General features: G+C 66.1%; 15 protein-coding genes. 9 read left to right on the forward strand and 6 right to left on the reverse strand.

Annotation, left to right across the window (positions count from 1 at the left end):
* Positions 1-16 precede the first annotated feature (16 nt).
* Both AC1TPF_RS09795 and AC1TPF_RS09800 read left to right on the forward strand, forming a co-directional pair.
* A complete protein-coding gene (locus AC1TPF_RS09795) occupies positions 17-1,183 on the forward strand; it encodes a uroporphyrinogen-III synthase (protein WP_482143648.1) in 1,167 nt (388 codons plus the stop codon).
* Complete coding sequence (locus tag AC1TPF_RS09800; protein ID WP_482143649.1) at positions 1,180-1,878, forward strand: sirohydrochlorin chelatase; 699 nt, start codon at positions 1,180-1,182, stop codon at positions 1,876-1,878. Before AC1TPF_RS09795 ends, AC1TPF_RS09800 begins: the two co-directional genes overlap by 4 nt.
* Positions 1,879-1,956: 78 nt before the next feature.
* On the opposite strand, the gene AC1TPF_RS09805 is transcribed toward AC1TPF_RS09800, so the two are convergent.
* Complete coding sequence (locus tag AC1TPF_RS09805) at positions 1,957-2,256, reverse strand: MGMT family protein (protein WP_482143651.1); 300 nt, start codon at positions 2,254-2,256, stop codon at positions 1,957-1,959.
* Between the two features lies 1 nt (position 2,257).
* Positions 2,258-3,037, reverse strand: a complete 780-nt coding sequence (locus tag AC1TPF_RS09810; protein WP_482143652.1) for an alpha/beta hydrolase — start codon at positions 3,035-3,037, stop codon at positions 2,258-2,260.
* Positions 3,038-3,157: 120 nt separating this feature from the next.
* Here AC1TPF_RS09810 and AC1TPF_RS09815 point away from each other — a divergent pair, with 120 nt between their 5' ends.
* Positions 3,158-6,547, forward strand: coding sequence for an ATP-dependent helicase (locus tag AC1TPF_RS09815; protein WP_482144072.1), 3,390 nt, complete (start codon positions 3,158-3,160; stop codon positions 6,545-6,547).
* Positions 6,540-9,920 (forward strand): ATP-dependent helicase, encoded by a 3,381-nt coding sequence (locus tag AC1TPF_RS09820; RefSeq protein ID WP_482143654.1) that lies wholly within the window; start codon positions 6,540-6,542, stop codon positions 9,918-9,920. The genes AC1TPF_RS09815 and AC1TPF_RS09820 overlap by 8 nt, the downstream gene beginning before the upstream one ends.
* A gap of 41 nt (positions 9,921-9,961) precedes the next feature.
* On the opposite strand, the gene AC1TPF_RS09825 is transcribed toward AC1TPF_RS09820, so the two are convergent.
* Entirely contained in the window at positions 9,962-10,375 is a 414-nt protein-coding gene (locus tag AC1TPF_RS09825) for a DoxX family protein (RefSeq protein ID WP_482135320.1), read from the reverse strand.
* Between the two features lie 158 nt (positions 10,376-10,533).
* On the opposite strand from AC1TPF_RS09825, the gene AC1TPF_RS09830 reads away from it, so the two are divergent.
* On the forward strand, positions 10,534-11,604 hold the full coding sequence (locus AC1TPF_RS09830) for a potassium channel family protein (RefSeq protein WP_482135319.1): 1,071 nt from the start codon (positions 10,534-10,536) through the stop codon (positions 11,602-11,604).
* An 89-nt stretch (positions 11,605-11,693) separates the two neighbouring features.
* On the opposite strand, the gene AC1TPF_RS09835 is transcribed toward AC1TPF_RS09830, so the two are convergent.
* A complete protein-coding gene (locus AC1TPF_RS09835; protein WP_482135318.1) occupies positions 11,694-12,386 on the reverse strand; it encodes a TetR/AcrR family transcriptional regulator in 693 nt (230 codons plus the stop codon).
* 173 nt (positions 12,387-12,559) lie between these two features.
* On the opposite strand from AC1TPF_RS09835, the gene AC1TPF_RS09840 reads away from it, so the two are divergent.
* Together AC1TPF_RS09840 and nudC are read left to right on the forward strand one after the other, a co-directional pair.
* Positions 12,560-13,795 carry an amidohydrolase family protein gene (locus AC1TPF_RS09840; RefSeq protein WP_482143655.1) on the forward strand — a complete coding sequence of 412 codons (1,236 nt, stop codon included), beginning with the start codon at positions 12,560-12,562 and terminating at the stop codon, positions 13,793-13,795.
* A gap of 350 nt (positions 13,796-14,145) precedes the next feature.
* A complete protein-coding gene (nudC, locus tag AC1TPF_RS09845; protein WP_482135316.1) occupies positions 14,146-15,090 on the forward strand; it encodes an NAD(+) diphosphatase in 945 nt (314 codons plus the stop codon).
* Between the two features lie 19 nt (positions 15,091-15,109).
* Here nudC and AC1TPF_RS09850 read toward each other — a convergent pair whose 3' ends face one another.
* Complete coding sequence (locus AC1TPF_RS09850) at positions 15,110-15,334, reverse strand: mycoredoxin (protein WP_482137231.1); 225 nt, start codon at positions 15,332-15,334, stop codon at positions 15,110-15,112.
* A 200-nt stretch (positions 15,335-15,534) separates the two neighbouring features.
* Between AC1TPF_RS09850 and AC1TPF_RS09855 the strand changes: the two genes are divergently transcribed.
* Together AC1TPF_RS09855 and AC1TPF_RS09860 are read left to right on the forward strand one after the other, a co-directional pair.
* Positions 15,535-17,619: an ATP-dependent DNA helicase UvrD2 gene (locus AC1TPF_RS09855; protein WP_482137230.1), complete on the forward strand. Its 2,085-nt coding sequence runs from the start codon at positions 15,535-15,537 to the stop codon at positions 17,617-17,619.
* Positions 17,620-18,125: 506 nt separating this feature from the next.
* Positions 18,126-18,449 (forward strand): WhiB family transcriptional regulator, encoded by a 324-nt coding sequence (locus AC1TPF_RS09860; protein WP_482135315.1) that lies wholly within the window; start codon positions 18,126-18,128, stop codon positions 18,447-18,449.
* Between the two features lie 75 nt (positions 18,450-18,524).
* Here AC1TPF_RS09860 and AC1TPF_RS09865 read toward each other — a convergent pair whose 3' ends face one another.
* Positions 18,525-19,841, reverse strand: coding sequence for an ABC1 kinase family protein (locus tag AC1TPF_RS09865; RefSeq protein ID WP_482135314.1), 1,317 nt, complete (start codon positions 19,839-19,841; stop codon positions 18,525-18,527).
* Between the last annotated feature and the right edge of the window lie 16 nt (positions 19,842-19,857).

The following is a 19,857-nucleotide window of genomic DNA, read 5'->3' on the forward strand; positions in this document are numbered from 1 at the left end:
GACACATGGAGGCGTAGTGAGTTCGGGTGGTCGCACGCAGGGTGAATCAGGCCCGTTGACCGGCTTCACCATCGGGATCACGGCGGCACGCCGGGCCGATGAGTTCGCGGCATTGCTGGAGCGGCGTGGCGCGGTGACCGAGCGGGCACCGGCCATTCAGATCATCCCACTCGCCGACGATGCGGAATTGCGGAGGGCGACGGAGAATGTCGTCGCCGATCCACCTGAGATCGTCGTTGCCACAACAGGTATCGGGTTTCGTGGCTGGTTGGAGGCCGCGGAGGACTGGGGGATGGCCGAGTCGCTGGTCGAGGCATTGGGGCGGTCTCGGGTCCTGGCCCGTGGTCCGAAGGCCAAGGGCGCGATCCGGGCCGGTGGCCTGCGCGAGGAATGGTCGCCCCCGAGTGAATCGTCGAGCGAGGTGCTCGAGCACCTGCTCGCCGAAGGTGTCGACGGAGTCCGGGTGGGTGTTCAACTGCATGGCGCGACGACCGAGTGGGAGCCGTTGCCAGACTTCTGCGAGGTGCTCAGGGAGGCGGGGGCGCTGGTGCTGCCGATTCCGGTGTATCGGTGGCTGCCACCGCACGACCCAACGGAGTTGGACCAGATGATCTCGCAGATCATCAACTTCGACATCGATGCCGTCTCGTTCACCAGTGCGCCCGCGGTCGCCTCGATGCTCGGCCGGGCACACGACACCGGCCGTCTCGATGGGCTGCTCGAAGCGTTGCGGACCGATGTCGCGGTGATGTGCGTCGGACCCGTCACGGCGGGACCGCTTGCCGCACTGAAGGTTCCGACGTCGCGGCCGGGTCGATTCCGGTTGGGCGCGCTGGCCCGCCACATCGCCGAAGAAATGCCGCGCCGGGTTCCGACCATGCGGGTCGCCGGGCACGACATGAGCATTCGCAGTCGTGCGGTGATGGTCGACGGTGAGTTGCGGCCACTATCGCCTGCCGGGCTGACATTGCTCAAGGCGCTGGCGCAGAATCCGGGCCGCGTGGTGTCGCGGCAGGCGCTGCTGGCCCAGTTGCCCGGCGGGGGTGGGGACACGCATGCGGTCGAGACCGCGATGGCCAGGCTGCGGGCCGGCCTGGGCGACTCGCGCATGATCCAAACCGTGGTCAAACGCGGATACCGACTGTCGATCGATCTCGAGTACGAGGAGGGTGAGAACGCATGACGATCAATCATCTTGGTGCGCAGCCCATCCTGGTTGCCCATGGGACACGTTCCGAACATGGTGTGGCGATGATCGCGGATTTGGCCGACAAGGTCTCGGCGCTGATCGGACGAACACGGGTCGCATTTGTCGATGTCCTCGGACCGTCGCCGTCGGAAGTGCTGTCCGGCGTCGACGGACCGGCAGTGGTCGTCCCGGCGTTCCTTGCGGAGGGCTATCACGTTCGCCAGGATCTTCCCGAACACATTGTGGCCAGCGGTCATCGGGCCACCTCGGTCTCGCGGGCATTGGGTCCCGATCCCGAACTCGCCCGGGTGCTGGCCCAGCGACTGACCGAATGTGGCTGGAAGCGTGGGGATTCGGTGGTGCTCGCCGCCGCGGGATCGTCGGACGCCTATGCGCTGGGCCAGGTGCGTCGAGAGGCCAACCTGCTCGGTTCGATGCTCGGTGAGCGGATACCGGTGGGCTACATCGCCACTGCGCAGCCGCCGATCGCCGATGTTGTCGCCCACGTCCGGGCCAAGACCGGACGCCGCGTCTTTATCGCGTCATATCTGTTGGCACATGGTCTTTTTCATGATCGTCTGTTCGAGGCCGGGGCCGATGGTGTGAGCGCGCCGCTCGGCGCCGACCCCCGCGTCGTCGACCTGGTGGTCCGCCGCATGCGCTCGGTCCGCGTCCCCGTAGCCCCCTAGCCCCCCCGGCCCCCGATGATGTGGCCTTTTGGCGAGCAAAAGCCCAGGTGAGGTCCACCAAAAGGGCACATCTTCGGGCTAGGGGAGCGTTAGGCGGGCGGTTTTCAGGTCGACGCGGCCGTCGAAGACCGGGACGCCTTCGGCCTGAAGGCGTTCGAGCTGACTGGTCCGTAGATGGGGCGCAGGCCTGCCGCTGGCCGCGATGACGCGATGCCACGGCAGGTCGGCCGAATCGGTGCGCATGATCCAGCCCACGATCCGGGCGCTCGACAATCCGGCCGCCGCGGCCACATCGCCGTATGTGGTCACCTTGCCTGCCGGTATCGCTGCGACGATTTCGCGGACCCGTTCGACCTGGTCTTCCGTCACCGGCGCCATATCAGTTGCGGGCCAGCGCTTTCGCGACCAGGGTGGCCGTCAGTTCGGCTCTGGCAAACGGAACCATGTGATCGCAGTCTTCTTCGAACACTGTCAGCAGATCGCCCAGCTGCTCACCGAGCGCGGAGCGGAATGCGTCGGTGACATAGGGCGGCTGCACGCGCATCGCCTGCACCAGATCGACGGGTATACCGCTGGGAGGGAGCACCCATGGGAGACTCAGCTCACCCCAGGTGGTCACGACCATCGCAGGATTGATGCGCCAGTTCACCCGGTCGCCGACCGGGACCAGGTGATCGCCGATCTCCCGGTCCAGGATCTCGGGTGCGAGTTCGGACCACGATCCGCCGAGCTTTTCCTCGCGGGCCGCGGCCTCGTCGGGGTAGTCGTAGTGCGACATATAGCTTGCGGCCACCTCCTCGAGCCACTGCGGATCGAGCCCGATTGCCGGATCGAGCAACACCAGCGACCGGATGCGCTCACCGAGCGACTGCGACAGATGCAGCGCCAGGGCTCCGCCGTAGGAATGGGCGACCACCACCATCGGTCCGTCGATGTACTCGTCGGCGACCTCGCGCAGCGCCGCGGTCTGTGCCTCGATCGACCACGGCGGTGTCCACGGTGAGAAACCGTGGCCCAACAGGTCCGGTGCCACGATCCGGGCATGGGGCAGGGCATCGGCGAGATCGGCCCAGCGCTTGCCGTGTCCGGTCAGGCCGTGCAGGGCCAGAACCGGCGGACCGTCGACGGGTCCGAACAGTTCCACGTTCAGTGCAGACATGGTCGCAATCTTGCCCGACGCCCCGGTGTTCTGCCCGCGTAGAAGTGAGGTTCGGGGTGGACTACGACGTTGTGGGGCGTGAACTCGGTGGCGGGGGGTGCACCGGTCCGGGCCTGTCGGATGCACATGACACCATCAAAGCCAGTCGAGAGAAAGGACTTGTGCGTGCCCGCATTGACCACGCGATTGGTATCCGCGCCGATCGCCGCAGCGCATCCACGCACCTGGCCTGCACACGTACAGGCACTCATCGACGGTGACTTCACCGCGCCCGGGCGGTTTCGCCCCTACCGGGTTCATGGTGGACCGGGTACCGGGAAGACCTCCCTGGTTGTCGACATCGCGGTCGCGCGACTGTCCGATCCGGACACCGACCCGGAATCGATCTTGGTGCTCGCCTCGAGTCGTCGGGCAGCCACCGAACTGCGTGAACAGATCACCTCCCGTCTGCTCTCGACGGGGGCGGGCCCGGCGCGTACGCCGCGGGCCACGCGGGAGCCGATCGTCCGGACACTGCATTCCTACGCGTTTGCGGTCCTGCGTCTGCAGGCCGCGGCCCACGACAATCCGCCGCCACGTCTGATCACCGGCGCCGAACAGGATGCCGTGCTGCGTGAACTACTGGCAGGCGACATCGAAGACGGTGCCGACTACTGGCCGGAGCGACTGCGACCGGCCCTGGGTACCAACGGTTTTGCCCAGGCCCTGCGCGACATGATGATGCGCGCCGCCGAACGCGGCGTCGGTCCCGAAGACCTGATCGCGCTCGGCCGCACCCATCGTCGCCCGGAATGGCAGGCGGCGGGCAAGGCCTACCGCCAGTACGAGCAGAGCGGCCTGCTGCGCGGCGCGGTCGGGCTGGAGGCTCCGCAGGCCACGGCCCCGGCGGTGGATGCGGCCGAGCTGGTCGGCTCGGCGCTGACCGCTTTTGCCACAGATCCGGAATTGCTGCGCAGCGAGCGCGCCCGGGTGCGGTATCTGTTGGTCGACGACGCCCAGCACCTCGATCCGCAGGCCGCCACGCTGATCGAGCTCGTGGGTGCCGGAACGCGGCAGGCCGTGGTTGCCGGTGACGGCGATCAGTCGATCTACGGTTTTCGTGGTGCCAGTGCGCGGTTCCTCGACGAACTCGACGATCCTGAGCGGGACATACTGCTGGACAACAACTTTCGGTCAACCGCGCCGATCAGCAATCTCGGCGGTTCCATCGCGGCACGGCTACCCGGCCGTCGTCGGCACAAGCTGTCCCCGGTGCCTGAGCGGGCCGATCATCCCGGCGCCCCGGCCCCGGTGGTCCGCATCTACGGCTCGTCCGCGAAAGAGGCAACCGCGATCGCCGACATGATGCGTCGCGCCCACCTCTACGACGACGTGCCGTGGTCGCAGATGGCGGTGATCGTCAGGTCGGTCCCCCGGGCGATGGCACCGCTGCGCCGCGCTCTGCGGTCGGCCGGTGTCCCGGTCATGACCCCGGCCAGCGAGATACCGCTGGCGCTGGCGCGTTCGGTGTCCGCGATGTTGCTGGCGTTGCGTGCGGTGGAGATGCCGCTGGATCCGGATTCGGCGCTGGAGTTGTTGTCCGGTCCGATCGGCGGCGCCGATCCGGCTGCGTTGCGGCGCCTGCGGCGCGGCGTGCGACGGATCGAGACCGAGTCGTCCCGCGACCGCGATTCGGCCACCGTGATCGCCGAACTGGTCAGTGCCCGGCCCGCGCCGGAAGGTAAGGCACCTGATGACAGCGAGCCCGCCATCGACGTCGAGCACTACCTCAGCGGGCTGACCGACGCCGAAAAGCAGCCTCTGGTTCGGGTGTTGACGGTCATCCGGGCGGCACGCACTGCCGCGGCGAGCCGTCGCAGTATCGAGGAGATCCTGTGGGAGGCATGGCAGGCAAGCGGATTGGGGCCGCGATGGTCCAATCAGGTGATGCGCCGCGACCACGGTCCGGGCGGTGCGCAGGCCGATAGAGACCTCGACGCGATGGTGGCGCTGTTCGACGCCGCAGCCAACTTCGCCGACAGCCTGCCCGCGGCCACCCTTGGCGGATTCATCGACTATCTCAGTGCACTGCAGATCCCCACCGAATCGAGGATGGCCCAGACCTCGTCCGATTCGGTGACGGTGCTCTCGGCGCACGCCGCGGCAGGTCGCGAATGGGATGTGGTCGCCGTCGCCGGGGTGCAGGACGGGCTGTGGCCCAGTCTGCGCAGTCGCGGCAGCATCCTCGGTACCGGTCAGCTCGTCGACCTGCTCGACGGTGTGTCGGCCGACGCCATCGACACGATCTCGCGGACCGCGGTCGCGCTCGCCGAAGAGCGGCGACTGCTACTGGTCGCCTGCAGCCGGGCCCGTCTGCGGTTGATGATCAGCGCGGTGGACGACGGCAGTGGCGACGCTGCGCCATCCCGGTTCGTCGGTGAACTGGCAGCAGTGGTTTCCGGTGCCGAGGAGGAGGGTGAACCCGAACTGGAGTTGCCCGTCGAACCCGGTCTGCGCCGGGTGCTGTCGCTGTCGTCACTGGTTGCCGAACTCCGGGCTCAGGTCTCCGACAGCACCGGTCAGGACGATCCGCGGACGCGGGCCGCCGCCGACATGCTGGCCGAACTGGCCGATGCCGGAGTGCCCGGAGCGCACCCCGACGAGTGGTACGGGCTGGCCGGGCCGAGCACCACCGAGCCGCTCTGGTCCGAGGCGTCGGGCCCGTTGACCTTGTCGCCGTCGAGTGTCGAATCGCTGGGCACCTGCTCGTTGCGCTGGATGCTGGAACGTTACGGCGGCCGGGACGGGGACTCGCGTCCGGCCGTTGCCGGAACGCTCGTACACACCCTTGTGCAGGCTGTTGCAGGCAAGATCCCGCCGGAGGACGTCACGGCGTCACTTCGCCGGGTCTGGGATCAGGTCGATGTCGGCGCACCCTGGTTCTCGCGCCGTGAACTCGAGCGCACCGAGGAGATGCTGACCAACTTCCGGCAGTGGCTCAAGATGTCTCGCGAGGGATTGACCGAGGTCGCAGTCGAGATAGATGTCAACGCCCGGGTGGAACCGGCGCAGATGACCGACGCCGACGGCGACGTGCTCGACATCCCCGAGGTACGGCTGCGCGGACGCATCGACCGGCTCGAATCCGACAGCAAGGGTCGGCCGGTGGTTGTCGACGTCAAAACCGGCAAGACCACGATCTCGGTGGCCGCCGGACAAGACCACGCCCAGCTCGCCACCTATCAGCTGGCGCTGACCCTGGGTGGGGTGCCGGAGCTCGGCAACGTCGAACCGGGCGGCGGATCGCTGGTGTACGTCAACAACGCCAACGGCAAGACCGGTGCGGCCCAACGCAATCAGGATCCGCTCACCGAAGAGCAGGTCGAGACGTGGCTCGCCGTGGTCCGGTCGGCGGCCTACCGCAGTATCGGGCCGACGTTCGAGGCGACGATCAACGACGGCTGTGGGCATTGTCCGCTGACATCTAGCTGCCCCGCCCAACTCGACGGACGGATGGTCACCGATGGCTGAATCTGCGGTTCAGACAAGGATTTCCGCGCGGGTGCTGGCCGGCGCGCTGGATCAGCCGCCGCCGACCGATGAGCAGGTCGAGGTCATCGAGGCGCCGTTGGAACCGGTGCTGGTGGTGGCGGGAGCCGGTGCGGGCAAGACCGAGACGATGGCTTCCCGCGTGGTCTGGCTGGTCGCCAATCGTCTGGTCGAACCCGACGCGGTCCTCGGTCTGACCTTCACCCGAAAAGCCGCACAGGAATTGGCCGCGCGGATCCGGCGGCGACTGTCGATGCTGGCCGGTTCGTCGGCGATGTCGCGCTGGGATCCCGACGGCGAGCTGCGCGTCAAGCTGCGCTCGGCAGATCCGCAGGTCAGCACCTACCACGCCTATGCGGGCCGGTTGATCGCCGACTACGGATTGCTCCTGCCGGTGGAACCGTCGGCGAGATTGCTCAGCGAAACGGAACTATGGCAGCTCGCGTTCTCGGTGGTCGGCGGCTGGTCCGAAGATCTCGACACCCCCAAAACGCCAGGGGGCGTGACGGAATCGGTTCTCAAGCTGTACGGAGAGTTGGCCGAACACCTGGTGAGCCTCGAGCAACTCGCCGCAGCAGGCGACGACATCTACCGTCTGATCGACACACTGCCCCCGGTCGGGCGGCAGAAACCGACGCCGCCTGCGAAGCTGCGGGACATCCAGGCCGCGATCGATGAGCGTCGTGCGCTGGTACCGCTGGTGGCGGCGCTCGGTCAGGCGATGATGGACGCGAACGTGCTCGATTTCGGCAGCCAGATGTCGCTGGCGGCAAAGCTTGTCACCTCGCACCCGGAAGTGGCGCAGGCCGAACGGGCCGCCATCGGCGCGGTTCTTCTCGATGAGTACCAGGACACCGGACATTCGCAGCGGGTGTTGCTCTCACAACTGTTCGGGACGCCACCCGGTGTCCTGGCGGGCGCCGGGATCGCGGTCACCGCCGTCGGTGATCCGATCCAGTCCATCTACGGTTGGCGTGGTGCATCGGCGGCGAACCTGCCGCGGTTCACCTCCGACTTCCGGTGCAGCGACGGCACCCAGGCGCCACGACTCGAACTGCTCACCAGCTGGCGCAACGCGCGCTATGCCCTCGACATGGCCAACGCCGCCTCCGACGAACTACGCCGCCGGGGTGTGCCGGTGAGCATCCTGCGACCCCGTGACGACGCCCCTCGCGGCACCATCGACATGGCGCTCACCGACACGGTGGCCGATGAACGCACGTGGATCGTCGATCAGATCGAGCGCGAATACAACCAGGCCGACGGCAAACCGCCCACCGTGGCGATCCTGGTGCGGCGCAACCAGGATTCGGCGCCGCTGGCCGCGCAGCTCGCCGATCGTGGGATCGCTGCCGAGGTCGTCGGCATCGGTGGGTTGCTCGGCGTGCCCGAGGTCCAGGACGTCGTCGCGATGTTGCGGCTGATGTCGGACCCGATGGCCGGGACCGCTGCGGTCCGGTTGCTCACCGGCCCCCGCTGGCGGATCGGAGCCAGGGATCTCGCCGCGCTGTGGGCGCGGGCGCGAGATCTGGCGGCAGGTGCCAACGCCGTCTCGGGCACCATGACCAGTCTCGAAGAACTCGACAGCGCACTCGATTCGGCGGTGCCCTCGGAGACGGTGGATCAGGCGGGGCTGGGCGATGCACTCGCCGATCCCGGTCCGGCAGCCCGGTATTCGCCGGACGGATACCGCCGGATCAAGTTGCTCGGGCATCAACTGTCGGTGCTGCGGGCGCGTATGGGTGGGCCGCTGCCCGAACTGGTGGCCGAGGTCGAGCGCGTCACCGGGGTTGATGTGGAGGCGCAGATCCGGGCACGTGGACTGCGCGGCAACATCACCGGGCGCGAACATCTCGACGCCTTCGCCGAATATGTTGCGAACTATGCGGAGCGCTCCGCGGCCACCCTGCCCGGGCTGCTGGCGTTCCTCGCATCGGCCGCCGACATCGAGAAGGGGCTCGAGCCCGGCAAGGTCGAGATCGCCGAAGACCGGGTGCAGATCCTGACGGTGCACGCGGCCAAGGGGCTCGAGTGGGATGTCGTGGTGATCGCGCACCTGTGCACCAACATCTTCCCTGGCGGCAAGGCCGAGGGCACGTGGCTCAAGAGTGCCCGGGAATTGCCTGCGGAATTGCGCGGCGATCTCGCGGACTCGGCTGAAGGCGAAGGCTTTCCGCCATTGGTGCTCGATGGCCTGGAGAACCGCAAGGAGCTCGAAGAGTCGATCGAAGCGCACCAGGAAGCGCTGCGGGGACGCAAGCTCGAAGAAGACCGCCGGCTCCTGTACGTGGCGCTGACCAGAACCAAACGTGCGCTGATCATCAGTGGGCACCATTGGTCGGCCGCCGGTGACAAACCCAAGGGTCCGTCGGTGTTCCTGACCGAACTCCACGAGATCGCACAGGAATTGATCGAGACCTCGCCGGACGGCGCACCGGGATTGACCATCGCGCAGTGGGCCGCCGAACCCGAAGAGGGGGCCGAGAATCCGCTGGCGATGCTGGCTGCCGGGGCGTCCTGGCCTGCCGATCCGCTGGGGTCGCGGCGACCCGGAACCGAGCGCGGCGCCGACCTCGTCCGGGCGGCGTTGCGTGCGCGCGGTGAACCTGCGTTGTTCGACTTGGGGGAGGAGACCGACGCCGAATCCGGGTCAGAGGTCGATGACGGCGATCCGCAGATTCGGGAGTGGGCCAACGATCTGGCGGTGCTCCTGACCGAGCGATCGGAAGGCCTGGGCTCCGACATCGAAGTGATCATGCCGCAGCACCTTTCGGTGAGCCAATTGGTCGAACTCGACAAGGACGAAGATGCGTTCGCCCGCCGCCTTCGCCGCCCGCTGCCGTTCAAGCCGAACCCGCTGGCGCGCCGGGGTACGGCATTCCACGCCTGGGTGGAACGCCGATACGGTGCCACCCGGCTCCTCGACATCGACGAGCTACCGGGCGCAGCCGACGCCGAAGGCGGCTCCGATGCCGACCTCGAGGTCTTGCGAGAGGCGTTCCTGCGATCGGATTGGGCGGCCCGCAACCCGATCGAGGTCGAGGTGCCGTTCGAGACCGTCATCGCCGACACCATCATTCGTGGACGTATCGATGCGGTCTTTTCCGAACCCGACGGCGGGTACACGGTGGTCGACTGGAAGACCGGTTCGAAACCGACGCAGGCGCAAGAGCACTCGGTCTTTGTGCAGCTTGCCGCCTACCGGGTGGCGTGGGCAGAGCTCACCGGCACCGACCTCGAAAAAGTTCGGGCGGCGTTCCACTATGTGCGGTCGAACTCCACCCTGCGGCCGCGCGACCTACCGGACCGGGCCCGCCTCGCCGCACTGATCCGTCGCGAGAAGGGTGCCTCCTGAGTCGGACAGCTCCGCAGAGCGAAGGCCGCGCGCTGATCTGCTCAACGTTTCGGCGCGGACTTCCAGACCCGCCACCCGGCCCAGATCATCGGAAGCTGAAGGGGCAACCTGCCCCAGGCGACGGCGCGCTGCGGCAACGGCTTGTGCTTGTACAGGCGGACCATGTTGATGTTGCCCGGATACACGCCGACGAACAGCGCCACGGCTGCCAGGCCGCCGTACCGGCGCGTCTTGGGGGCGAGCAGTGCCGCACCCACCGCGAGCTCGACCACCCCGGAGCCGTACGTGTAAGCGCGTGCGCTGCCCGGCAACTCGGCGGGAATCAGCTGGTCGAAGGGCTTCGGGGCGACGAAATGCAGAGTCCCCATACCCAGCAGTCCGAGGCCCATGCGAGTGGCCAGCTTCTGCTCGTCCGGAAACGCCAACTGCGGCAAGCTCTGTTTGGTTGCTGTCATCCCTCCACCATGCCTCATGATGTCGCAGGGCGACGGCCTGATGATGTCCCGTCGTGTCCGTCGCTATGACTGCCCGGCGGCCGATAGGACTACAGTCCCACTTTGTGCGTACGCAAACTCTGCAACCGGTAGGTCGCGGCGAGACAGGGGTCGGATAGATGGCTGCGGGTCGGCTACGCCGGCGGTTCAAGGACGATGAGCTGACAGATATGCCCGACCACGCCCTGGTCGGTGTGGTCCGCATCCCGGAGATGCAGTCGAGCCCGGGCCGGGCGATCAGTCGCCGCGTCGTCTTTGCTCTGACCGCGTTGTTTGCCGCGGTGTTCATCGTGTATCTCGACCGGGACGGCTACCGGGACGTGCAGGACAGCCCACTGTCGTTCCTGGACTGCCTCTACTACGCGACGGTGTCCCTGTCCACGACGGGATACGGTGACATCACGCCGTACACACCGTCGGCCAGGCTGATCAACGTGCTCGTCATCACGCCGCTGCGGGTGATGTTCCTGATCGTGTTGGTCGGTACCACCCTCGAGGTCTTGACCGAACGGTCGCGGCAGGCGCTCAAGATCCAGCGATGGAGGAACAAGGTGCGGAACCATACCGTGGTCATCGGCTACGGAACCAAGGGCAAGACCGCTGTGAAGGCGATGATCGCGGACGGACAGAAGCCCGCCGAGATCGTCGTTGTCGATGGCGATCAGGCCGTGCTCGACAACGCCGCGGCCAAGGGGTTGGTCACCGTGCGCGGTGATGCCACCCGATCGGATGTCCTCCGACTGGCCGGCGCCCAGCATGCGTCGGCGATCATTGTCGCCACGAACCGCGATGACACCGCGGTACTGGCGACGTTGACCGCACGAGAACTGGCCCCGAAGGCGAAGATCGTCGCCTCCATCAGGGAAGCGGAGAACACCCACCTGATGAAGCAGTCGGGCGCCGATTCGGTGGTGGTGAGTTCGGAGACCGCGGGCCGCCTGCTGGGGCTGGCGACGATCACCCCGACCGTCGTGGAGGTGATCGAAGATCTGCTCACACCCGACCAGGGATTTGCCATCGCCGAACGCGATGTGGAACCAGACGAATACGGTGGTTCACCGCGACACCTGCCGCAGATCGTGCTCGGTGTCGTGCGTGGCGGAAAACTGCATCGCGTCGACGACAGCAAGGTCGATGCGATCGAACCGGGCGACAGATTGCTGTATGTCCGGCAGGGTAACTCGGACTAGTTCCTGGTCCCGCGATAGGTCGTCGACGTCCTCGCCGGCGAGAACATCTCGTCCAAAGTGCTATGTCGGCAACCTGGGGGGGCCGGACATCAGGACGGCATCGCGGTGGTAGGAGTCACCGCGATACCGGCGACGAGAGCCCGGATCGCCCAGGCCATCCGGCCCGCCGGAGTCCCCGACATCAAGGCATCGACATTCGCTGCGACGTGAGGTGCCTCGCGCGGATCAGCCTCCCGCAGACGGGATTCCAACGCCACCAGCTTCTCCGCGCTGGAGCGCGAATCGATGTCATCAGCGCTGGGTGGAGTGTGTTCGGCAGCGGCGGCAGTGACCAGTTGCATCAACAGGTCAACTCCCCAGGCGGCCCGTTCCACAGCGATTCCACCTTCGAGCAACAGCCCCAACAACCGATCCACCAACGCGATGGTGTTGCTGCCCATCGGGCGCAACACCATCGCGGAACGTGCCAGGCCGGGATAGCTGAATAGCACCTCGCCATATGCCTGCAAAAGCGCTTCCAGACGTTCATCCCACCGACCGGGTTGATCCTCGGGAAGCGTTCCGGTGAGTTCGTCCAACACCACCGAACGCAATTCAGCCGTGTTGGCCACATAGACGTACAGCGACGCCGGTCCGGTATCCAGGGCCTGCGCCACCCGACGCATCGTCGCCTTCTCCAGTCCCTCATCGCGAATGATCGCGATGGTCGCGGTGACAATGGCCGCCTTGGACAACGGCGGCTTGGCGGGGCGTTCCCTACGACTACGGGGCGGGTTGCTCATGACAGACAACAGTAACGAACACGTTCGTGGCCCGCTTGCGAGCAGACAGGTACGAACGAACGCATTCGTAGCGAACGTGTTCGTGATCGGCTACAGTCGCTGACGAACATGTTCGTCGATGCCTTTCCGGGGAACCGACGAACACCCGACTTCCAGCGCGAGGAACCCAGACCATGACTGTCACGGCAATTACCAACGCGAAGATCTTCGATGGGGAACAGACACTCGGTGCCCGCACAGTGCTGATCGAAGACGGCCTGATCTCGGCCATCGGTATCGGCATCGACGTCCCGGCCGGAGCAGATGTCGTACCCGGCGACGGAGCGACACTGATCCCCGGCCTCATCGACGCCCACGTACACACCAGCAGGGAGGCGCTCGGGTTGGCGTTGCAATTCGGGGTCACCACCGAACTCGAGATGCAGGGCGCCAATACCGCCGCTCGCCGCGCCGAGATCTCCGACGACGACTCGGTGGCCGACGTCCGCTCGTCCGGATTTGCGCTCACCCCTCCCGGCGGCCACCCCGACGAGCTGTTCCCCGAGGACTTCCACCATGGTCCGCCTCCCGGGGCGCCGGCGCCGAGCGGTCCACGGCCGGTACCGGCCAACGTCAGCACCCCAGAGGAAGCGCGAGCGGTCATCCCCGAACTAATCGCCGACGGTTCGGACTACATCAAATTCATGGTCGATGACGGGTCCGTGGAAGGACACCCGGGCATCCCGATGCTCGATCAGGAAACACTGAACGCCGGTGTCGCGGCGGCACACGAACATGGCATGCTCACCATCGCTCACGCCCTCACCATCGACGCCACCCGGATGGCCATCGACGCCGGCATCGACGGGTTTGCGCATCTGTTCATGGACCGGCCCCACACCGACGAGATCATCAGCGCGATCAAGGACAGCGGCGCGTTTGTCGTCCCCTGCGTTGTCCTGAACGCCTCGCTGATCGGTATCACCGGACAGGAACTCGCCGACGACCCACGGGTGGGCTCGCGTCTCGATGCAGCATGGGACGCCACGCTGCGCTCGAGTTTCAACACCTACCCCCAAGGCAATATCGACGATGTCCTGACCTCGGTCAAAGTACTGCACGATGCCGGCGTCGATATCCTGGCCGGCACGGATGTGTCTGTCCCACTGCCGTTTCTGGGCGGACTTGCGCATGGCGCCAGCGTTCATCACGAGCTCCAGTACCTGGTGCGCGCCGGCCTCACCCCGGCCCAGGCGCTCACCGCCGCCACCGCGACCACCGCCAAGCGATTTGGCCTCACCGACCGTGGCCGTATTGCCGAAGGTCTGCGAGCCGACCTGTTGCTGGTCGACGGCGATCCCACCATCACCATCAGCGACACGCTCAACACCCGCGCCGTCTGGCGCAGGGGAAACCGGCTGAGCTCCTGATCCACTGCGTGCCGATGCCAGATCTTTCCGGTGGTCGGCGCCGTGCTGCTCGCTGACGGGACCTCGCTGCCGGTGACGATGGACACCGGGACGCGTCGGTTCACAACCGGAGTCTTCCTGGCAGTCGGCGGTGCCGGCATCGGCGACGAGGAGTCGGCGCGGCGGGTTCAGCCGGTCATCGAATATGCACCGCAGTCGCCGTTCGCCAGTGGTGCCACTCAAGAAGCCGGATCCAGGCTTAGGGTGGGGGTGGTCCTCACCGGCGACCGGTGCCGAACGGTCCGCCGCGTCGCTGGTCACCCTGGTTGGCGCGGTGAGGATCGAACAGTGGGATTCGAGAAGGGAAACCAGTGCGGCGCTTTGAGTTCGAACAGCCCCCGATGTTGTCGCGGGCGGTATACAACCGCGCCGACGAGATCCGCGAGGACCATCAGCGACTGAAGGACGGGTGGGCGCGGGCACTTCTGCTGCAGATCGACCCCTCGGGGCGCTATCCGGTGGGGGAGGACGGTCTCGGCTGGATCATGGCGCTCGACGTCGGCGACGAACCGCCGCCGGAAGCGGTGTTCCTCGGCCTGCATCCCGAAGAAGGTCACGACATGTGGGCGATGCGGTTCGACGTCATCGACGGTCCGAAGGACGATCCCCGGCGGGGCGCCCAGCTACTCGGACCGAACGAGGCCGGGATTCTCTCGACCGCACTCGGTGTCCTCAATTGGCATGACACGGCCCGGTTTTCGCCGGTCGACGGTGCTCATACCGAGCCGATCAAGGGCGGTTGGGCCCGCCGCAACATCATCAGTGGCCGCGAGGAGTTCCCTCGAACAGATCCCGCGATCATCACGGTTGTCCACGATGGCGGCGATCAGATCTTGCTCGGCAGGCAGAAGCAATGGCCCGACCGGTGGTTCTCGACGCTCGCCGGATTCGTCGAACCCGGGGAATCACTCGAGCAGTGCGTGCTCCGCGAGGTCCACGAAGAAGTCGGTCTCGACTGCTGGAATCCGCAGTACATCGGATCGCAGCCCTGGCCGTTCCCGCGCTCGTTGATGGTGGGCTTCGAGGTCACCGCAGACCCGGACCAACCACTCGACTTCATCGACGGTGAGATCGCGGCAGCCGAGTGGTTCGGTCGGGCAGAGGTGATCGAAGCGATTGAGGCGCAGCAGGACTGGATGAGTCCGGACGGAGACCCGATCGTCGACAACGCGCGGTTGCGGTTGCCGGGATCGATCTCGATCGCCAGCGCGCTGATCCGGGCCTGGGCCTACACCCCGGCAACCGGGGTGCGCTGAACCACCGCGTCCGGCTTCTTCAGACGCCCAGCTTCTTGCGGACGTCGGCCACCGTCGGGTTGGTGGCGGTGCTGCCGTCCGCGAACTTGACGGTGGGAACGATGTGGTTGCCACCGTTGACGCTGCCGACGAAGTCGGCGGCCGACGGATTTTGCTCGATGTCGATCTCCACCCACTCGATACCGGCAGACTTCAGGCCCATCTTGAGGCGTTTGCAGTATCCACACCAGGTGGTGGAGTACATGGTCAGAGCAGCGTTGTCGGTAGTCACGCATACATAACATCACGAGGGCCGACGGTGTTCCCGTACCCACCTCGATGTCCCCGGCGGAGCCGGCCTGATGTCCCCGGCGGAGCCGGCTGATGTCCCCGCTGAGCCGGGTCGAGTTGGTGCGAGACCGTCCGGCCGAACGTCTGTCGGTGGCCGTTGGGATACTGATCGCCATGGATGCCTCACTTGACCCGCAGCAGCAGGCCGCTGTGCTCGCACCCCGCGGGCCCGTCTGTGTCCTGGCCGGCGCAGGCACAGGCAAGACCCGCACCATCACGCGCCGGATCGCGCATCTGGTCGGCGATGGGCATGTGCGGGCCAGTCAGGTCCTGGCCGTCACCTTCACCTCACGCGCCGCCGGTGAAATGCGCACCCGACTCCGTTCCCTGGGTATCTCCGGACAGGGAAATGCGGTGCAGGCGTTGACATTCCACGCCGCCGCAATGCGTCAGCTGCGGTACTTCTGGCCGCAGGCCATCGGTGAAAACCAGTGGGAGCTGCTCGACAACAAGTTTCCCGTGGTCTCCCGCGCGGCGCGGGCCGTCGGAGCGCCGACCACCACCGAATCGTTGCGCGATCTCATCTCGGAGATCGAATGGGCCAAGGGCTCGTTGATCGGGCCGTCGGACTACCCGGCGGCGGTGGCCAAAAGCCGTCGTGAGTCACCCATCCCGGCCGAGCAGGTGGCACTGGTCTACGAGCGTTACGAGCAGGCGAAGGTCTCTCCGGCGGGCGATCAGCTCCTCGACTTCGACGATCTGCTGCTGATGACGCGGGCCATCCTCGACGATCATCCGGTGATCGCCGAGGAGTTCCGGGATCGCTACCGCTGTTTTGTCGTCGACGAGTACCAGGACGTCACCCCGGCGCAGCAGTCGCTGCTCAACGCCTGGCTGGGGCCACGCGACGATCTGACCGTGGTCGGTGACGCCAACCAGACCATCTACTCGTTCACCGGGGCCACACCCCGTTATCTGCTGGATTTCTCGCGGCGGTTCCCGGACGCGACGGTGGTCCGCCTCGAGCGCGACTACCGGTCCACCCCGCAGGTGGTGGAGCTGGCCAACAGCGTCATCGGGGCCGCGCATGGGCGGATCGCAGGCACGCGCCTGCAGTTGATCGGGCAGCGAGATCCCGGTCCGCAACCCGACTTCGCCGAATACGATGACGAACCGGCCGAGGCGAAAGCCGTCGCCCGCTCGATCAAACGGTTGATGAAGTCCGGTGTGCCCGGTTCGGAGATCGCGATCCTGTACCGGATCAACGCCCAGTCCGAGGCACATGAGCAGGCGCTGACCGCCGCAGGCATCCCGTACCAGGTGCGAGGTGGCGAGGCGTTCTTCTCGCGGTCGGAGATCAGGCAGGCGATGCGGGCGGTCAGCCAGACCGCACAGCGCGATGATCTGCCCGCCGAAGCGCAGACGCTCACGCTCCTTCGGGCGATCCTGGTCCCACTGGGCCTGACCGAAGAGCCGCCCGCCGGTGCACAGGCCCGCGAGCGCTGGGAGTCCCTGCGGGCGCTGGTGACGATGACCGAGGACATGCTGGCAGAGAACGCCGACCTGACCCTCACCGAGCTGTCCCGCGAGCTCGCCGCGCGAGCCGAGGCCAGGCATCCACCGACGGTTCAGGGAGTGACGCTGTCCTCACTGCACGCCGCCAAGGGCCTGGAGTGGGATGCGGTTTTCCTGGTGGGCCTGGTCGACGGCTCGATGCCGATCAGTCAGGCCATCAAGGCAGGTGACGACGCCATCGAAGAAGAACGTCGGCTGCTGTACGTGGGTGTCACCCGTGCGCGGGAGCACCTGCAGCTGTCGTGGGCGTTGTCGCGGAACGAGGGTGGCCGGGCCTCTCGGCGTCGCTCTCGCTTTGTGATCAATCTGGTACCCGACGATTCGCCGGCCTCGAAGATCGCCGAGCCCAAACGAACACGCTCCGGCCCCAAGTGCCGGGTCTGTGGAAAACCGTTGTTGGGCAAGACCGCAACGCTGCTGGGGCGATGTGAACGATGCCCCTCAGACCTTGACGAAGGGTTGTTGCTCGCGCTCAAGGAGTGGCGCAGCGGACGGGCCAAGGAGCAAAAGGTTCCCGCATACGTGGTGTTCACCGACAACACGCTGATCGCGATTGCCGAACAGCAACCCGGCGATGTCACGGCATTGGTCGGCATCCAGGGGATCGGGCAGAAGAAGCTCGATCAATACGGGGAAGACATCCTCACGCTTGTCCGGGGTGGGAAAACCGCAGGTCAAAAATAGGTTGTGCGTTTTCTGGGCAGCCCCTACTGTGGACAACATCATTGTGTGACACAGCGAACAACACCATGCGCGACTGCGGTCGCGCAGAGGAGCAGGAGAGGAGAGGTTCGATGATTGATTTTTACAACGCCGAGAGAGCAGTCGACCATGCCGTCACGGCATGTGCCTCATGGCATCGCGAACCGCCCCTCGCTGCCCGCCCGAAGGCTGTTCATACTGCGCACGCCGCCGCCATCAAGCCGGAATTCCTGGCTATGACAGCAGCAATTCCGGCGTTCATGCCGCCGACGGTGGTAGCAGTCCGTCGCCGAGCCCGCCACGCGTTTCCCGTGTTCTCTCAACGAATAGAGATCTGACACAGTTCAGACTCCAGATGAGGCCACGGCGAATCGCAACAGCGAAACCGTGGCCTCTTTTGTGATCTGAGAACAATGCTTGTTCCACCACAGTCGAGGCCCGGGTCCCAAATCAATCCGAGCAGCACATTCGACAGTGGAGGAACCCCAATGACCGAGTTACTCGAGTCATACCGTGACAACAGGTCCGGCGACAACAGTATCGGGGCCTGCGGACTCGCACTGGATGCATCCAAAACGGAGCTTCCGTGCCAGATGGTGGACAGCGACCTGTGGTTCTCTGAGAACCCTGGAGAACTCGAGCAGGCCAAGGCGCTGTGCATCGACTGCCCGCTGCGGCGCGAATGCCTGGCCGAAGCGCTCGAACGCGCCGAGCCGTGGGGCGTCTGGGGTGGCGAGATCTTTGATCAGGGCGTCGTCATCGCACGCAAGCGTCCTCGTGGCCGACCGCGCAAGAATCAGGCCGCGGCATGACAATTCCCCTTCCGTATGCGAAAAGCGGGCGGGCACAAGAACTCTTGTGTCCGCCCGCTCTTTGCTGTGTAAGCCCTATTCGGTCAGGCCGGGAACCCACTTCTCCATGATGGCGCGGTAGGGCGCTTCGGCGTCGAGTTGGGCTGCGATGCCCACACATCCGCCGAGCACCCGGAACACCATCACAAACTCTTTGGGACAGTTCAGGTTTCGTGAGGTCTTGTAGACGTCACCGCGCGGGTCGGAGGCGGCACCCGCGGCGCGCTGCAACCATTTCCGGGTGAAGTGGAACGACTCGCTGTAGAGCGGATCGACGTACGGGCGCAGATACGCCTCGAGGTCGGCGGGGGTCACCTTGTCCTGGTGCGAACGCTGAATGAAGTTCGCGCGCACCATTTCTTCTTTGAGCTCGTCGTATTTCTTGTCGCGGCACAGACGAAGGATCGGCCCGGTGGCCGCAGGCAGTCCGTCCGGGTAGTGGCCAACGGCGCCGAAGTCGAGGATCGCCATACGGCCGTCCGCGAGGAACTGGAAGTTGCCCGGATGTGGATCGCCGTGGACCAAACCGACACGACTGGGCGAACTGACCTCGAACTCGGTCATCTTGGCGGCGGCGTCGTTGCGTTCGTCCACGGTGCCGTTCTTGATCACCTTCGACATCGGTGTGCCGTCGATCCACTCGGAGACAACAACTTTCGGCGCAGAGGCAACTACGCGCGGAACCACGAAGTTCGGGTCGCCTGCAAAGGCCTTGGCAAAGGCCCGCTGGTTGTTCGCCTCGAGGGTGTAGTTGAGCTCGTCCTCGGTGCGCTCGATCAGCTCATCCATCATCGACTTCACGTCGGTGCCGGGGGAGAGTCGTTTGAGCAGGCCGGTCATCCGCGACAGCGTTTTCAGGTCGGCCTTGAGCGCGTGATCCGCGCCCGGGTACTGAACCTTGACGGCCACTTCGCGTCCGTCGTGCCAGATCGCCTTGTGTACCTGGCCGATCGACGCGGACGCGGCCGGTTCATCGGAGAAATCCTTGAACCGCTCACGCCATTTGGTGCCCAGTTGGTTGTCCAGGACCGCGTGCACCTTGTCGGTCGGCAAGGGCGGTGCCTCGGCCTGCAGCTTGGTCAGCGCGTCGCGGAAGGGCTCCCCGAACTCCTCGGGAATCGCGGCCTCCATGATGGAGAGCGCCTGCCCGACCTTCATCGCCCCACCCTTGAGCTCGCCGAGTACTGCAAACAGCTGCTGCGCGGCCTTTTCCATCATGTCCGCGGTGATCTCGTCTTTGTCCCCACCTGCGAGCCGCTTACCGAAGCCCGACGCTGCTCGTCCCGCCACCCCTAACGGAAGCGCGGCGAGCTTGGCGTTTCGCCGCGCCCCGCCGCGTGTGATCTCAGCCATTGAGTTTCCCCTTTCC

It is taken from the genome of Williamsia sp. Y853, from assembly GCF_056786495.1.

What these genes read in the sequence shown, in the direction of transcription:
- AC1TPF_RS09800 (WP_482143649.1), top strand. Translation starts at nt 1,180, where the DNA reads ATGACGATCAATCATCTTGGTGCGCAGCCCATCCTGGTTGCCCATGGG.
- AC1TPF_RS09815 (WP_482144072.1), top strand. Translation starts at nt 3,158, where the DNA reads ATGCACATGACACCATCAAAGCCAGTCGAGAGAAAGGACTTGTGCGTG.
- AC1TPF_RS09835 (WP_482135318.1), bottom strand. Translation starts at nt 12,386, where the DNA reads ATGAGCAACCCGCCCCGTAGTCGTAGGGAACGCCCCGCCAAGCCGCCG.
- AC1TPF_RS09825 (WP_482135320.1), bottom strand. Translation starts at nt 10,375, where the DNA reads ATGACAGCAACCAAACAGAGCTTGCCGCAGTTGGCGTTTCCGGACGAG.
- AC1TPF_RS09820 (WP_482143654.1), top strand. Translation starts at nt 6,540, where the DNA reads ATGGCTGAATCTGCGGTTCAGACAAGGATTTCCGCGCGGGTGCTGGCC.
- AC1TPF_RS09830 (WP_482135319.1), top strand. Translation starts at nt 10,534, where the DNA reads ATGGCTGCGGGTCGGCTACGCCGGCGGTTCAAGGACGATGAGCTGACA.
- AC1TPF_RS09805 (WP_482143651.1), bottom strand. Translation starts at nt 2,256, where the DNA reads ATGGCGCCGGTGACGGAAGACCAGGTCGAACGGGTCCGCGAAATCGTC.
- AC1TPF_RS09855 (WP_482137230.1), top strand. Translation starts at nt 15,535, where the DNA reads ATGGATGCCTCACTTGACCCGCAGCAGCAGGCCGCTGTGCTCGCACCC.
- AC1TPF_RS09865 (WP_482135314.1), bottom strand. Translation starts at nt 19,841, where the DNA reads ATGGCTGAGATCACACGCGGCGGGGCGCGGCGAAACGCCAAGCTCGCC.
- AC1TPF_RS09850 (WP_482137231.1), bottom strand. Translation starts at nt 15,334, where the DNA reads ATGTACTCCACCACCTGGTGTGGATACTGCAAACGCCTCAAGATGGGC.
- AC1TPF_RS09840 (WP_482143655.1), top strand. Translation starts at nt 12,560, where the DNA reads ATGACTGTCACGGCAATTACCAACGCGAAGATCTTCGATGGGGAACAG.
- AC1TPF_RS09810 (WP_482143652.1), bottom strand. Translation starts at nt 3,037, where the DNA reads ATGTCTGCACTGAACGTGGAACTGTTCGGACCCGTCGACGGTCCGCCG.
- AC1TPF_RS09860 (WP_482135315.1), top strand. Translation starts at nt 18,126, where the DNA reads ATGACCGAGTTACTCGAGTCATACCGTGACAACAGGTCCGGCGACAAC.